Annotated in this window: 14 protein-coding genes; 8 read left to right on the top strand and 6 right to left on the bottom strand. The window is 69.7% G+C overall.

Annotated elements, in window-relative coordinates; translation table 11 throughout:
* Window positions 1-229 precede the first annotated feature (229 nt).
* The gene (locus HNR07_RS31160) at window positions 230-844 is read right to left on the bottom strand and encodes a DUF4245 domain-containing protein (RefSeq protein WP_184369692.1); all 615 of its coding nucleotides are present in this window, start codon (window positions 842-844) and stop codon (window positions 230-232) included.
* Between the two features lie 102 nt (window positions 845-946).
* Window positions 947-1,558, bottom strand: a complete 612-nt coding sequence (locus tag HNR07_RS31155; RefSeq protein ID WP_184372954.1) for a TetR/AcrR family transcriptional regulator — start codon at window positions 1,556-1,558, stop codon at window positions 947-949.
* Window positions 1,559-1,738: 180 nt separating this feature from the next.
* On the opposite strand from HNR07_RS31155, the gene glpX reads away from it, so the two are divergent.
* Window positions 1,739-2,764 carry a class II fructose-bisphosphatase gene (gene glpX, locus HNR07_RS31150; protein ID WP_184369689.1) on the top strand — a complete coding sequence of 342 codons (1,026 nt, stop codon included), beginning with the start codon at window positions 1,739-1,741 and terminating at the stop codon, window positions 2,762-2,764.
* A gap of 146 nt (window positions 2,765-2,910) precedes the next feature.
* Entirely contained in the window at window positions 2,911-4,617 is a 1,707-nt protein-coding gene (locus HNR07_RS31145) for a hypothetical protein (RefSeq protein ID WP_184369686.1), read from the top strand.
* Window positions 4,618-4,690: 73 nt separating this feature from the next.
* On the opposite strand, the gene HNR07_RS31140 is transcribed toward HNR07_RS31145, so the two are convergent.
* Together HNR07_RS31140 and HNR07_RS31135 are read right to left on the bottom strand one after the other, a co-directional pair.
* On the bottom strand, window positions 4,691-5,512 hold the full coding sequence (locus HNR07_RS31140; protein WP_184369683.1) for an ABC transporter permease: 822 nt from the start codon (window positions 5,510-5,512) through the stop codon (window positions 4,691-4,693).
* Window positions 5,509-6,438 carry an ABC transporter ATP-binding protein gene (locus tag HNR07_RS31135; protein WP_184372952.1) on the bottom strand — a complete coding sequence of 310 codons (930 nt, stop codon included), beginning with the start codon at window positions 6,436-6,438 and terminating at the stop codon, window positions 5,509-5,511. The genes HNR07_RS31140 and HNR07_RS31135 overlap by 4 nt, the downstream gene beginning before the upstream one ends.
* Window positions 6,439-6,829: 391 nt before the next feature.
* Between HNR07_RS31135 and HNR07_RS31130 the strand changes: the two genes are divergently transcribed.
* The 6 genes from HNR07_RS31130 (at window position 6,830) to HNR07_RS31105 (ending at window position 13,158) form a co-directional block, all read left to right on the top strand.
* Entirely contained in the window at window positions 6,830-7,831 is a 1,002-nt protein-coding gene (locus tag HNR07_RS31130; RefSeq protein ID WP_184369680.1) for a lytic polysaccharide monooxygenase auxiliary activity family 9 protein, read from the top strand.
* Window positions 7,832-8,171: 340 nt separating this feature from the next.
* A complete protein-coding gene (locus HNR07_RS31125) occupies window positions 8,172-8,555 on the top strand; it encodes an RNHCP domain-containing protein (protein ID WP_184369677.1) in 384 nt (127 codons plus the stop codon).
* On the top strand, window positions 8,552-8,989 hold the full coding sequence (locus tag HNR07_RS31120) for an RNHCP domain-containing protein (protein WP_184369674.1): 438 nt from the start codon (window positions 8,552-8,554) through the stop codon (window positions 8,987-8,989). Before HNR07_RS31125 ends, HNR07_RS31120 begins: the two co-directional genes overlap by 4 nt.
* An 86-nt stretch (window positions 8,990-9,075) precedes the next feature.
* On the top strand, window positions 9,076-9,645 hold the full coding sequence (locus HNR07_RS31115; protein WP_184372950.1) for a DUF1707 SHOCT-like domain-containing protein: 570 nt from the start codon (window positions 9,076-9,078) through the stop codon (window positions 9,643-9,645).
* 124 nt (window positions 9,646-9,769) lie between these two features.
* Window positions 9,770-11,158 (top strand): class II fumarate hydratase, encoded by a 1,389-nt coding sequence (locus HNR07_RS31110; RefSeq protein WP_017580587.1) that lies wholly within the window; start codon window positions 9,770-9,772, stop codon window positions 11,156-11,158.
* 173 nt (window positions 11,159-11,331) lie between these two features.
* Window positions 11,332-13,158, top strand: coding sequence for a serine/threonine-protein kinase (locus tag HNR07_RS31105; RefSeq protein ID WP_184369671.1), 1,827 nt, complete (start codon window positions 11,332-11,334; stop codon window positions 13,156-13,158).
* A gap of 85 nt (window positions 13,159-13,243) precedes the next feature.
* On the opposite strand, the gene HNR07_RS31100 is transcribed toward HNR07_RS31105, so the two are convergent.
* On the bottom strand, window positions 13,244-13,900 hold the full coding sequence (locus HNR07_RS31100; protein WP_184369668.1) for an aggregation-promoting factor C-terminal-like domain-containing protein: 657 nt from the start codon (window positions 13,898-13,900) through the stop codon (window positions 13,244-13,246).
* A 58-nt stretch (window positions 13,901-13,958) separates the two neighbouring features.
* Entirely contained in the window at window positions 13,959-14,663 is a 705-nt protein-coding gene (locus HNR07_RS31095; RefSeq protein WP_184369666.1) for an aggregation-promoting factor C-terminal-like domain-containing protein, read from the bottom strand.
* Window positions 14,664-14,774 lie beyond the last annotated feature (111 nt).

Here is a 14,774-nt window from a genome sequence, read left to right as displayed (position 1 = left end):
GCTGTCCGCTGCTTCCGAAACCCCCCGTATCCCCGATGATCTTGCTACCAGGAGCAAGTTCGGCGCCTTGGGTTTCGGTGGCTCAGCGCTCCTGGTAGCAAGATCATCTTCAAACAGGGGGCCGAAACCGGGCTTGGGCCTCAGACACCACCGCTGACCTCAGCACCGCTTTTCCGTCCGGGCGAGTGACCGGCCGTGGCACGCGACCCGATTCCTGCCGAGGTGGGAACTAGGCGTCCGGGTCCGCGTCCGTGTCTTCGTCGGGGTTCACGTCCGATTCCGACTCTTCGGCCGAGCTTTCGTCCGAGTCCTCCGTCTCCCGGAGGGGGAGGGTCTCCAGGCTTTCAGCCAGGACGGCGAACTCGTCGACGCTGGTGCTGCCGGCGATGATCAGGGTCCGGTCTTCCCCGCGCAGAACGAGGGCGCCCCAGTCCTGGGAGTCCAGGTGCTCCCACTCCTGGTCGCCGACCATCACGGTGCCCACCGGCTCGGCGTCCTGGACGCTCCTACTCACCAGGCTGTCGGGGTCTCCGTCGCTCTGGATCAGCCTCGCGTGGCTGTCCTGCGGGGTGGCGAAACCGAGGGACCACTCGACCGGGCCGGTGGTGTCCAGGGTGGAGCTGGTGGGGATCCAGCCCTCCGGAAGGTCTTCGGAGGGGGCCGTGACCGGGTAGTCGGCGGCGTCCCTGAGCACCTCGACGTCCGGGCGGAACTCCACAGTGGGAATGTGTTCGCCCGATCGCGAGGAGACCACGAACGACATCACCAGAAGGATCCCCACGAGGATCCCGAGCGAGATGGCGTAGTTCTTGAAGGTGGCGTTGGCCCGGCTGTATGAACTCATGACAATGACCAGCTTGCCCCAGGCCCCGGGGCGCTTCGACCAGGGGTGCACTTAGCGCACGTGAGCGGGGACTCGCCCGGAGCGGGAACTCTTCTCGGCCGACTAGTTCCGCAGGCGGTTACGGGGTTCGAGTTGGGTGAGCAGGCCGGTGATGTCGTCAGCGAGGCGGTGGGCGTCGGCGTCGTCACGGCGGACGACCTCGGCGACGGCCAGGAGCATGGAACCGCTCACCACGATCAGCAGCGCCTCGTCCACGGGCTCGTCCGCCTTGCGGAACAGCGCCACGTTGCGGTCGGTCCACTGGGTGAGCCGGGAGCGCAGTTGATAGTCGAAGCCGGGCGGTCCGTCACCGCTGAAGAACAGTCGCGCGGTCTCCCGCTCCTCGATGCAGCCGAGGAGGTAAGCGTGCGCCGCGATGTTCATCAGCCGTGTGGGATCGCTCTCACCTTCGGCTCGCGCGTCGCGGACCGCCTGGTGGGTGCGCTCCTGCTGCCGGTGCTGGAACTCCTCGTACAGGGCGATGTACAGATCCGCCTTGCCGGTGAAGTGGTGGTAGAGGCTACCGACACTGGCCCCTGCGACCGAGACGACCTCGCTCACCCCGGCCTTGGCGAAACCCACGGTGCGAAACACCTGGGCCGCGGCCTTCAGCAGGGCACTGCGGGTGGCCGCGCCACGCGGCGAGACCCGCGCGGGCTTGTCCGTCTTGTCCACTGTCACGCCCTCACTCCTGTCCGGGTCCCCGCCAGGGTAGACCGTAACCGCCCCGGGCGACACGCTGGCGCCCCCGCCCGCCCCTGCGTTCCCTCCGGCCTGGACCACTGGGGGGTCACGTCGGGTGACTACCCTAAGACGTGAATCCCACCCTGTTTCCTGACGGAAGGTGTCACGTCAATGTCGCAGTCCAGTAGCCCGTCCGCGCAGCCCTCGGCGCCCGACCGTAACCTCGCGCTGGAACTGGTCCGCGTCACCGAGACCGCCGCGCTCGCCGCGGCCCGTTGGGTCGGCAAGGGCGACAAGCTCGGCGCCGACGGTGCCGCGGTGCGAGGCATGCGCCACATGATCAGCACCGTGTCGATGAACGGCACCGTGGTGATCGGCGAGGGCGAGAAGGACAACGCCCCCATGCTCTACAACGGCGAGCGCGTCGGTGACGGCGGCGGCACCGAATGGGACGTGGCGGTCGACCCGATCGACGGCACCACCCTGACCGCCATGGGCATGCCCAACGCCATCGCCGTGATCGCGATGAGCCCGCGCAACACCATGTTCGACCCCTCCGCGGTGTTCTACATGGAGAAGCTGGCCACCGGCCCCGAGGCCGCCGACGTGGTGGACATCGCCGCCTCCCCCGCGGAGAACATCCGCGCCGTGGCCCGCGCCAAGGGCAAGTCCCCGCAGGACGTCACGGTGGTGATCCTGGACCGTCCGCGCCACAAGCAGCTGGTCCAGGACGTGCGCGACGCGGGCGCCCGGATCAAGTTCATCAGCGACGGCGACGTCGCGGGCGCCATCATGGCCGCCCGCCCCGGCACCGGCGTCGACCTGATGCTGGGCATCGGAGGCACGCCCGAGGGCATCATCACCGCCTGCGCGATGAAGTGTCTGGGCGGTGTCATCCAGGGCCGCCTGTGGCCCAAGGACGACGAGGAGCGCCAGAAGGCCATCGACGCCGGCCACGATCTGGACCGCGTGCTGAGCACGGACGACCTCGTCTCCTCTGACGACGTGTTCTTCGCCGCGACCGGCATCACCGACGGTGAGCTGGTCGGCGGGGTCCGCTACGAGTCCACCGGTGTGACCACCGACTCCCTCGTGATGCGCGGCCGCAGCGGCACCGTGCGCCAGGTCCGCAGCGAGCACCGCCTGAGCAAGCTGTCGGCCTACAGCGGCGTGGACCTCACCTCCGCCCCGGAGTAACCGGAGCGGTCGGAGCGGCCGGATTGGTCGAAGCGGCCCTGTGCGGCTACCGCGCGTACGCGAACCACTCCGGCCGCACCGGCATCACACTCGCCACTGGCCCCGCGGCCGCGCTTGTCCCCTGAACACCCCTCGTCGGAGGTCCGATGTCCTACCCAGATCCCCCGCAGCAGCCCCAGTGGCAGCAGCCGCAACATCCTGGCCAGGGGTTCACTCCGCCGCAGGGACCCGGTCAGCCGCACTTCGCACCGCCCCAGCAGCCGGGCGGCCAGTACACCGGAGGCCAGTACACCGGCGGTCAGTACCCGGGAGGCCAGCCGCCGCAGGGCCCCGGCGCCCCCATGGGCCCCGGGGGTCCCGGCCAGCCGCCCTACGGCGGTCAGTACTCCGGCGGGCAGGTCCCGCCGTCCGGGGGCGGTCGCAAGTGGCTGATCCCGGCGGCCGCCGGTGTGGCCCTGGTGGTCATGGGCGGCACCATCTGGGCGGCCGCGTCGCTGGTCGACTTCAGCGGCCCACAGCCCGAGTCGGTCCTGCCCGGCAGCTCCGTGGCCTTCGCCAAGGTCGACCTGGACGTCGACGGCTCCCAGATCATCGACCTGCTGCGGTTCGCTGGCAAGCTCCCGGACGAGCTCACCGAGGACACCGCTGAGCTGGATGAGGACACCTCCGGCGCCTTCGCCGAGATGTTCTCGGACGCCTTCGACGTCAACCTGCGCCGGACCGAGGAGTGGATCGGCAACAAGGTCGGCTTCGCCGTCTGGCCCACCGGCGACTCCGAGGCCGCGGTCGCGAACGACATGGCCATGGCGCTGGCGCTGTCCGTCGAGGACGCCGCGGCGGCCGAGGAGCAGTTCGCGGAGCTCCGCGACAGCGACGACGTGTACTTCGAGATGGTCGACGACTTCGTGGTCTTCACCGAGGGTGAGGCCGGGATCAACGACTACAACGACCAGATGTCGGAGCACGGCGACCTGGAGAGCGACGACACCTACAGCGGCGACCTCGGCAACGTGCCCAGGGGCAGCATCGCGCTGGCCTGGACCGACCTGGGCGAACTCGGCCAGATGCCCGGGATCAGCGACGAGCTCTCCCGCGAACTCGGCACCTCCGGCGACTCCCTCGACGGCCGGATGACCGCCTCGGTGCGGGTGGACGGCGACTACCTCGAGGCCCGGATGGACATCTTCGGCTTCGAGGTGGAGAACGAGGACGTGGGCTGGCTGGGGGAATCATCCGGTTCGGGCTTGGACGCCATGGGCGGTCTGCCCGCCGACACCGTGATGGCCTTCGGTGGCAGCGGTCTGGACGAGTCCCTGCGTACCGCCTGGGAGGACGACGAGCTCCCGTTCCTCAATGCTGGCGACCGCACCGAGATGGAGGACTTCTTCAACTCCGTCGGCGCCCCGCTGCCGGACGGCTTCACCTCGCTCCTGGGCACCTCCACGGCCTTCGGTCTGACCGACTTCGAACCGGACTCCTTCAACTGGGATCCGTCCTTCGAGTACCGGGCGGTCGGCGGTGACGAGCGCGCGCTCGAGGGCTTCCTGGACGAGGCCTTCGGCAGCCCCTACTCCGCTCTCCCGATGCCCACCGTCAGCTCGGACGAGGACACGGTGGTGGTCTCCAACAGCCGGGGCGGCTCGGGCCGTCTGGGTGAGGACGACGTCTTCCAGCAGACCATGCAGAACCTGGACGACGCGGTGCTGGCCGGATACTTCGACCTGCGCCAGGTGCTGAGCCGGGACCAGGTGGACTCCCCCGACCAGTGGGGCGCGGTCGGTCTGGGCATGAGCGTCCTCGACGAGGGCCAGCGGGCCGTCATCGAACTGCGCTGGTCGCCCAGCGGCGGCTGACCGAGGATTCAGCACGACGGCGCGGCAGGGGCTCCCTGCCGCGCCGTCGTTGTCTCCGAGGTCTAGTTGACGGCTAGTTCACGACCCTGCGGCGCATCTGGAAGGAGGCCAGGTTCCACATGAGCACGACGAAGCCCAGCAGCACCCCCACGTGCGTCAGCGCCGTGCCCGCCTCCAGCCCGCCGAAGACGGAGCCGCGGATCAGCTCGACCGCGTGGTAGAGCGGGTTGACCATGGCCGCGGTCTGCACCCAGCCGGGCAGTTCGGTGAGCGGGAAGAACGTGCCCGCCATCAGGAACAGCGGGGTGAACAGGCCGCTGAACACGTAGTCCATGGAGCGCACCGAGGTGATCACCGCGGAGATCCAGATGCCGAAGAGCGCGAAGGCGAACCCGGCGAGGAAGGCGATGAGGGGCACCAGCAGCATCCCGGGGCCGGGCTGGAGCCCGAACCCGATCGCCACCAGCAGCGGCACGCAGCCGTAGACCCCGGCCCGCATGGCCAGCCACAGGGCCTCGCCGGTGACCAGTTCGCGCACGTCGACGGGGGCGGCCAGGATGCCCTCGTAGGTGTGCAGGAAGCGGCGTTTGATGAAGGTGTTGATGACGGCGGGCATCATCGACTGGAACATGACCGACACCGCGACGATGCCGGTGCCGAGGAAGTCGATGTAGCTGAACCCGGCGAGGGTGCCGATGAGGGCGCCCATGCCGAATCCGAAACAGAGCAGGTAGAGGGTGGGCTCGACGACGGCCGCGAAGGTCGTGGCCCGCCAGGACTGTCCGTACAGGATCCACTCGCGGGCGACCACGCCCATGACCGCGTCGGCCTCGAAGCGTCCCGGTTTGGCGTGCCTTTCCGGGCGGGCGTCGTCGCGGCTCTGCGTCAGGCTCATTCCACGGACTCCCCGGTCAGGGTCACGAACACGTCTTCGAGGTTGCTGTCCCTGCGGTCGGGGGCGCCCAGGCGGTCGCGGACCGACTCCGGGAGTTCCTCGGCGCGCAGCACGGACAGGGTGGTGCCGGTCCGGCGCGTGGTGAAGCCGTGCCCGTTGACCAGCCGTTCCAGCTCGGCCATGCCGCCCTCTCCGTCGGGCGTGTACTCCTCGACGCTGGCCCCGGCGTACTTGGCGACGAGGTCGGCGGGGGCGCCCCGCTCGACGACCCGCCCCTTGGCCATGAGGGCGACCTCGTCGGAGAGGCGTTCGGCCTCCTCGATGTAGTGGGTGGACATCAGGACGGTGGCGCCCTCGTCGCGCAGGGCGGTGATGACGCCCCACAGTTCCTGGCGCACCTGCGGGTCGAGGCCGACCGTGGGCTCGTCCATGAGGACCAGTTCGGGCCGGTGCAGGAGGGCGCGGACGATGAGCAGGCGCCGCCGCATCCCGCCGGAGAGGTCGTCGACGGGGGTGTCGCCGCGGTCGCCGAGCTGGGCCAGGCGCAAGGTGCGGGCGATGGCCTCCTTGCGGCGGGCCCGCGGGACCCGGTACAGGAACGAGAACATCCGCAGGTTCTGCTTGACGGTGAGTTCCTCGTCGAGGTTGTCGTGCTGGGGGACGACGCCCATGCGGGCGCGGGCCCACTTGGACTCGGCGGGGATCGCGTGGCCGAGGATGCTGATGTCGCCCTCGTCGGCGATGGACTGGGCGGTGAGCATCTTCATGGTGGTGGACTTGCCCGCGCCGTTGGGGCCGAGAAGGCCCAGGACGACTCCCTGGGGCACTTCCAGGTCGAGTCCGTCGACGGCGGCGAGGGAACCGAAGCGCTTGACGACGCCGCGCAGGTGGATGGCCGGCACGGCGGAGACGTCCCGGGAGGTCATGGCAGCGCTCCCGGGTACTGCCCGTCCGGGCTCTGGTGAGGTCATGGGAACACCGTAGACACCGGGTCGGACCTTTTTCCAACCCTTTTTCCGCGCACGCACGACACAGGGAATGCATTCGCGGTGATTTTTCTGCCATCAACCGAAAACAAACCTTATAGATAAGCCGAGCATCCGTCAAACTCGCAGATCAGAACCTTTTATTCCGGAAAAGCTTCCATTTTCGAGCCATGTCTGTATAGTCGCCATCCATACCTTTCGGACGGGCTGGAACCCCCGTCTGGCCCCGTGCCACGGGCTGTCCGAAAGGTAGTCCCTCCAGCCCGGACGGCCGTGCGGACTCGCGAACCGCACGGCTCCCCGCTAGTCCACGACTTGAGGAGAACCCCCTATGAGGTTCGGACGTCTCATGCGCTCCGCCGCCGTCCTGGCGGTCGCACCCGTCGCCGTCGCCGGTCTGGCCGCCTCCCCGGCCAACGCCCACGGCACACTCGGCGACCCGATCAGCCGGATCGCCGCCTGCTACGCCGAAGGCCCCGAGAACCCGCGGTCGGAGATGTGCGTCCGCCTGGTCGAGGAGAACGGCACCCAGCCGCTCTACGACTGGCACGAGGTCAACATCGCCAACGCCGACGGCCGGCACCGCGAGATCATCCCCGACGGCCAGCTGTGCAGCGCCGGACGGGACAAGTACTCCGCCCTGGACAACCCGGGCGACTGGGCGAGCACGGCGGTCACCAGCCTGCCCTCCGGCGGTGACTACACCTTCGAGTACACCGCCGCGGTACCGCACGCCGGCTACATCGAGTACTACGTGACCACCGACGACTGGGATCCGAGCACCCCGCTGACCTGGAACGAGCTCGAGTCGGAGCCCTTCGCCGTCGACGACCAGCCGGTCGCCGAGAACGGCACCTACACCATGACCGCCGAGCTGCCCGCCAAGAGCGGGGAGCACCTGATCTACACGATCTGGCAGCGCACGGACAGCCCCGAGGCCTTCTACACCTGCTCCGACGTCACCTTCGGCGGTTCGAACGCCGAGGTGGCCCGGGCCGCCGCCGACACCGGGCCCTTCACCGTGGACGAGGCCGCCTACGAGGACCTCGACCACGACCACACCGAGACCCACACCGAGACCCACACCGAGGAGGGCGCCGAGGCCGCGGCCGAGGCGACCGCCACCGAAGAGGAGCCCGGCGGCACCGAAACCGCCACCGGGGCCGAGGAGGCCGACGAGGCCGCCGCCCCGCACAGCGACCACGCCGCCGCAGGTGAGGAGCTGGCCAGGACCGGCACCGCGATCACCGCCCTCTTCGGCACCGCCATCGCGCTGATGGCCGCGGGCGCCGCCGCCCTGCACCTGGCACGCAAGCGCCGCGCCACCGCCTAGGACCCCGGGAACACGGCCCCGAGGAACGGCCCCGGACGCGGAGGACCCCGCGTCCGGGGCCGCCTGACGTCCACAGGCGAAGGAAAACCCGTTGCGCTCACATCCGTCCCGTGCCTAGCGTTGTGGGGTCGGAATCGGACACGAGTCGGCCGGGGCGCAACAGCCCTGGCGTTAGGACAGGTGGGTATGCCCCGGAACGCGCCGAGCGCGCCTCACAGCCGCGCGGGATCCCGCATGCCCTCACCCCAGTCGGACGGCTGACCGGACCCGCCCCCGTCGAGATCCGCTCGGCGCTCTTGCTGTTGATCCCTTTCTCACTCTCCAGCAAGGAGTTCCCGGGTTGTCCACCACCGACCCCACAGCCGGTACCAACCTCAGCGCCCACGCCGCGAGCGCCGCTTTCGGCTGCGTGTTCTGCGGTCTGTCCGTGTCCGAACTCGGACCCGACCACCAGCCGCGCGACCACTGCCCCAGCTGTCTGAGCTCCCGCCACGTGCACGACCAGCACGACGGCGGCGCCTCCGACTGCGCCGGGCGCATGACACCCATCTCCGTCGTCGTACCGCGCGACGGCCGCTGGAGACTCGTCCACCGCTGCGTGCGCTGTGACGAGCTCTCCGAGAGCGCCGTGGCCGGTGACGACAATCCGCTCGTCCTGTTGCGCATCGCCGTGCGCCCGCTCGCCGAACCGCCGTTCCCGCTCGAAATGCTCGGGCAGGTGTGAGCGTGGGCCGACGCAACCACCGCGACCGGGGACAGCCGCAGCGCCGCAAGACCGTACTGCGCGCACCCGGGGAACAGGGCCGTCGATCCGGACCGGCAGCGGAGTCCTTCCGCTGCGCCCACTGCCGGCTCGACGTGCCGCTGCGGGCACTGGGCACCGCACACCGCAACCACTGCCCGCACTGCCTCACCAGCCTGCACGTGGACGGCCGGGTCCCGGGCGACCGGACCGCCGACTGCCACGGCCGGATGGAGGCGGCCGGTGTCAGCGCCCGACCCGACGGCGAATGGCTGATCATCCACCGCTGCCTCTCGTGCGGTGAGCTCAGCTCCAACCGGGTCGCGGGCGACGACAACGCCCGCGCCCTGGTCCGGCTGGCGGTGCGGCCGCTCTCGGCCGCCACCACCGCGCGCCGAGCGCTGATGCTCCTGTAAGGAACGGCTGCGGGGCCGGGCCCTCCCGGCCCCGCAGCCGTTCCCCTAGTCTTATGGCCGTGAGTCAGGAAGTCTCCCCCGCCCGGATGAGGGCCTCCAACAACGACCGCGAACGCGTCAGCGAGGTCCTGCGCGCCGCCGTGACCGACGGCCGGATCGACATGGAGGAGTTCGAGGAGCGCCTCCACCGGGCCCAGGAGGCCAGGCTCCTCGGCGACCTGCCCGAACTCACCGCCGACCTCCTGCCCGCCGAGGAACAGCCCATCCAGCTCGCCCCCGGGCCGATGGTCAGCTGGTTCACCACCCTGAGGCGCAAGGGCCGCTGGGTCGCGCTCCCCGACGAACAGGCCGGGGCGGTGCTCGGGCGCACCGAGATCGACATGCGCGAGGTCCTGCTCACACACAACCACCACCGGATGTCCGTGAGCACGTTCCTCGGCAAGGTCGTCATCGACGTCCCCGAGGGCGTCGAAGTCCGGATGAGGGGCTGGTCCTTCCTCGGCAGGCGCAGCACCAACGCCCGCCAGAGCACCATGTCCAACCCGCCGGTCCTGGAGATCGACGGGTTCTGCCTGTTCGGCAGCGTGCGCGTGCGCGCCCCCAGGCGCCGTCTCTTCCTCGGCCGCCGCCGTGCCCGCCGCCAGCTCAACGGCTGACCTCTGACCTGGGGCGATGTCAACATGACACGTGCAACACCGTGAACCCCGGGTGAAGTGCGATGTGCTCTACCGCGTCTGGCAGGCTTTAGGTCACAGGTTTTCCCAGGAGAGATGGGTTGTCATGAGCGAGTTCCGTATCGAGCACGACTCGATGGGTGAGGTCAAGGTCCCCGCCAAGGCCAAGTGGCGGGCCCAGACCCAGCGTGCCGTCGAGAACTTCCCGATCTCGGGGCAGGGGCTGGAGAACGCCCACATCGCCGCGCTCGGCGAGATCAAGGCCGCCGCCGCCAAGGTGAACGCCGAGCTCGGCGTGATCTCCGACGACATCGGCAAGGCCATCCGTGAGGCCGCCCTCGAGGTCGCCGACGGCAAGTGGAACGACGAGTTCCCGATCGACGTCTTCCAGACCGGTTCGGGTACCTCCAGCAACATGAACACCAACGAGGTCGTGGCCACCGTCGCCAAGGAGCGCACCGGCGTCGACGTCCACCCGAACGACCACGTGAACGCCTCGCAGTCGTCCAACGACGTGTTCCCGTCCTCCATCCACATCGCCGCCACCTCGGCCGTGCAGAACGAGCTGATCCCGGCGCTGCGCCACCTGGAGGGCGAGCTCACCCGCAAGTCCATCGAGTTCGCGTCGGTCGTCAAGAGCGGCCGCACCCACCTGATGGACGCCACCCCGGTCACCCTGGGCCAGGAGTTCGCCGGGTTCGCCGCGCAGGTCCGCTACGGCGTCGAGCGCATCGAGGCCGTCCTGCCGCGCGTGGCCGAGCTGCCCCTGGGCGGTACCGCGGTCGGTACCGGCATCAACACCCCGGAGGGCTTCTCCGCCCGGGTCATCGCCGAGATCGCCGCCAACACCGGTCTGCCGCTGACCGAGGCCCGCGACCACTTCGAGGCGCAGGGCGCCCGTGACGGTCTGGTCGAGCTCTCCGGCCAGCTGAGGACGATCGCGGTCGGCTACTGCAAGATCGCCAACGACATCCGCTGGATGGGTTCGGGCCCGACCACCGGTCTGTCCGAGATCTTCCTCCCCGACCTCCAGCCGGGCTCGTCGATCATGCCGGGCAAGGTCAACCCGGTCCTGTGCGAGGCCATGCTCCAGGTCTCCTCGCAGGTCGTCGGTAACGACGCCGCGGTGGCCTTCGGCGGCGCCTCCGGTAACTTCGAGCTCAACGTCCAGCTGCCGATGATCGCGCGCAACGTGCTCGAGTCCATCCGCCTGCTGGCCAACGTCTCCACGGTCTTCGCCGACCGCTGCGTGGCCGGGATCAAGGCCAACGAGGAGCAGTGCCGCGTCTACGCGGAGTCCTCCCCGTCGATCGTGACGCCGCTCAACCGCTACATCGGCTACGAAGAGGCCGCCAAGGTCGCCAAGCAGTCGCTGGCCGAGAAGAAGACCATCCGCGAGGTCGTGCTCGAGCGCGGCTACATCAAGGACGGCAAGCTCACCGAGGAGCAGCTCGACGCCGCCCTCGACGTCCTCAAAATGACCAACTCCCAGTAGACAGCTCACCCAGGGCCAAGGGGCACCTCGCGTACGCGGGGTGCCCCCTCTCACGTGATCAGGTACCGATTCGGTTCCGCACCCTGTCCGGGAGGAACCTTCCCCACCTGGTCGGCGTCGGACATTCTTAGTCAGACCACACCGTTTCACTGCCCGCTTCGAGAGGGCGACAGATGTCGAGTAACAGCCAACAGACCATTGCGAACCGCTACGTGCTGCGCCGTGAACTCGGCCGTGGCGGCATGGGCATCGTCTGGGAGGCACACGACACGGCCCTGGACCGGGTCGTGGCGGTCAAGCAGGTCATTCTCCCTGGCCACTTCACCGACGCGGAACGCGACGACGCGCACGCCCGGGTCCGCCGCGAGGCCCAGTCGGCCGCGCGGATCGCCCACCCCACGGTGATCACCATCCACGACGTGTTCGAGTACGAACACAACCCGTGGGTGGTCATGGAACTGGTCGAGGGCGGGTCCCTCCAGGAGATGCTCGCCGAGACCGGCGCGCTGCCCCCGGACACCGTCGCCGACATCGCCGAGTCCCTGCTCCAGGCCGTGCGCGCCGCGGACGCCGCCGGCGTCCTGCACCGCGACATCAAACCCGGCAACATCATGATGTCCAGCGACGGGCGGGTCATCCTCACCGACTTCGGTATCGCCACCATGGAGGGCGGGCCGAGCATCACGCGGACCGGCGCGCTGATCGGCTCCCCCGAGTACATGCCTCCCGAGCGCTTGGAGGGCGGTCCGGCCGAGCACCGGGGCGATCTGTGGAGCATCGGCGTCACCCTCTACGCCGCCGTGGAAGGCACCTCCCCCTTCCGCCGCGACTCCATTACCGCCGCCATCGCCGCGGTCATCTCCGCCCCGCTGCCGCCCATGACCCGAGCCGGATGGCTGGAACCGGTGATCACGGGTCTGCTGGAGCGCGACCCGGACCGGCGGCTCACCGTGGACGAGGCCCTGGATCTGCTGCGGCGCTGCCGCGGCGGCGACCTACCGGGGGCCGCGGCCGCAGGTGGTTTCGGCGGCACCGGAGCCCAGGAGTCCCACAGCGCGCACAGCGGCGGCTACCCCGGCCAGCAGGCCAGCGGTCAGCAGACGCCGTACCCGGGCGAGTACTCCTCCGGCGGGGGCTACTACGGGCAGGGGGCCTACCCGGGCGGTGACCAGTACGGGCACGAGCAGGGCCACTACGCGCACGCGGCGGCCCCCTACCCCCAGTACGACGAGGGCGGGTACGGGGGCGGCCACCAGAGCACGGCCCACGCCGCAGGCGGCCCGGCCCCGGACAGGCGCGGCGGCTCCGGGAAGACCTGGGTGGCGCTGGGCGTGACCCTCGTGGCCGTTCTGGTGGTCGCGGGCATCGTGGTCGCGGTGTCCATGCGCCCCGATGCGGGCTCCGATACGGCCGCGGACGACCCCGGGCGCTCCGAGGGGCGCGATTCGGAGGCCGCCCAGGAGGAGGCCGAGGGCGTCCGGGTCGAAGGGACACCCCCCGAGTACGACGATGACGACCTCCAGGTGTTCGGCTCGGAGTGGTTCACGATCTCCTACCCCGGCGGCTGGACCGTCGACGACAGTCAGATCGACGACTCCATCGCGCTGTTCGTCGCTCCGGGGATGGAGCACGAGCTCATGGTGGAGGGCTGGGAGGAGAGCGATTTCACCGGCACCGCCGGGGAGTTCCTGGCGCAGACCGACGGCGGCACCGACATCGAGGACGCCACCAGCGGCTACGAGGTGCTCGACTCCGAGGACTTCGACCGGGACGACTTCGACGGCGGCCTGGCCGGACTGGACGTGGCGATGGTCGAGGCCGACCTGGTCAACACCAACTGGGGCGATCCCGAGCGGCGGCTCTGGGTGTACGCGGTGGTCCTGGAGGAGGGCGACCAGCGGGTGTTCTACCTGGTGAGCGTGAACGTGCCCCGGGAGCAGGAAGGCGACTTCGACGACATCCACGAGGACGTCATCGAGACCTTCACCCCGCACAAGTAGACCCCCTGGAGGAGGAACGGCCCCGCACGGTTCGTGCGGGGCCGTCCTGCGTTGTTCTGGAGGATCGAGGCGGTCCGGAGGGCGGTTAGTACCAGCCGACGGACTGGGAGTGGGCCCAGGCCTCGCAGGGGGTGCCGTAGCGGTCCTTGATGTAGCTGATCCCCCAGGAGATCTGGGTAGCCGGGTTGGTCTGCCAGTCGGAGCCGTGGGAGGCCATCTTGCTACCGGGCAGGGACTGCGGGATGCCGTAGGCGCCGGAGCTCGGGTTCTGGGCCGTGTGGTTCCAGTTGCTCTCCTTCTCCCACAGGGGCTCAAGGCAGTTGTCGAACTGCTCGGCGCCCCAGCCCTGGGCCGCCACGGCCTGGCGGGCGATGCCCTTGGGGTCGCCCGTGAACTCGGGCGTCTCCTCGGCTTCTTCCTCCTCCTCTTCTTCCTCTTCCTCCTCGATGTCGCTGCCGGTGGCCAGGGTGATGCGCACCCCGTCGCCCTTGGCAGCGTCACGCTGGTCCTGAGCCTGATCGCGCAGGGCCTGGAGTTCGTCCTCGGTCAGTTGTTCCGAGGCCGCGAAGAACTCGTCGCCCTCGGTTTCGTCGGTGTCGACCGCGGGTTCCTCGGACTGCGGCACGGCGGCGCTGGCCGCCGCACCCGGGTCCACACCGTCGTCCGCGAAGGCGGAGACGGCGAACGTCGCGCCGGCGACCAGGGTCGCCGCACCGACCGCCGCGGTACTGCGCAGCGACATGCGGTTGAGTAGCACGGTTGCCTTTCCCAAAAGGGGGTTTAGGGCAGGGAAAAACCTATTAATACCAGTTGTTGGCCTGGGAGTGGGACCAGGCCCCGCACGGATTCCCGTAGCGGTCCTTGATGTAGCTGATCCCCCAGGAGATCTGGGTAGCCGGGTTGGTCTGCCAGTCGGAGCCGTGGGAGGCCATCTTGCTACCGGGCAGGGACTGCGGGATGCCGTAGGCGCCGGAGCTCGGGTTCTGGGCCGTGTGGTTCCAGTTGCTCTCCTTCTCCCACAGGGGCTCGAGGCAGCCGTGGAACTGGTCCGCGGCCCAGCCCTCGTCGAGGACCATCTGGAGCGCGATCTCCTTGGCCGACCCGGCCGGCACCGGGGCGGTCGGGGCGGAGCCGCCGGAACCACCGGAGCCGCTGGAGGACTCGCTGCGGGCGGGCTCCTCAGGCTCGGGTTCGGGCTCGGGCTCGGCGATCTCGGCGCCGGTGCCGCTGGCGGACTGGACGGCCTCCTCGGCCGCGGTCCGCGCGTCGTCCCGGCTCTGCTCCCGCTGGCTCTCCCGCTCGGCCTCGTCGACCGCGGGCGGGCTAGCGAAGAACTCCTCCTCCGGCTCCTGCGTCTGCTCCGGAGGCGTCACCGCGGAGGTGGCCTGGCCGGGGTCGAGGTCGCCGGTTTGCGCGAAGGCCGAGACGGTGAACATGCCGCCGGCGACCAGCGCCGCGGCTCCGACGGCGCTCATCTGGCGCAGTGAGATCCGGTTGACTATCAAGATCGCCCTTTCACGTTGACGCACGCGTGCCCTGGTCAGAGCGTTCGCGTGGGGTGTTCGCCGCCGTTGGACCGTGTGGCCCGTTCGATCTGCCGCGGCAGGGACGGCACT

It is taken from the genome of Nocardiopsis metallicus, from assembly GCF_014201115.1.
In the GTDB taxonomy this organism is placed as follows: domain Bacteria; phylum Actinomycetota; class Actinomycetes; order Streptosporangiales; family Streptosporangiaceae; genus Nocardiopsis; species Nocardiopsis metallicus.
This window is presented reverse-complemented; position numbering and strand designations above follow the sequence as displayed.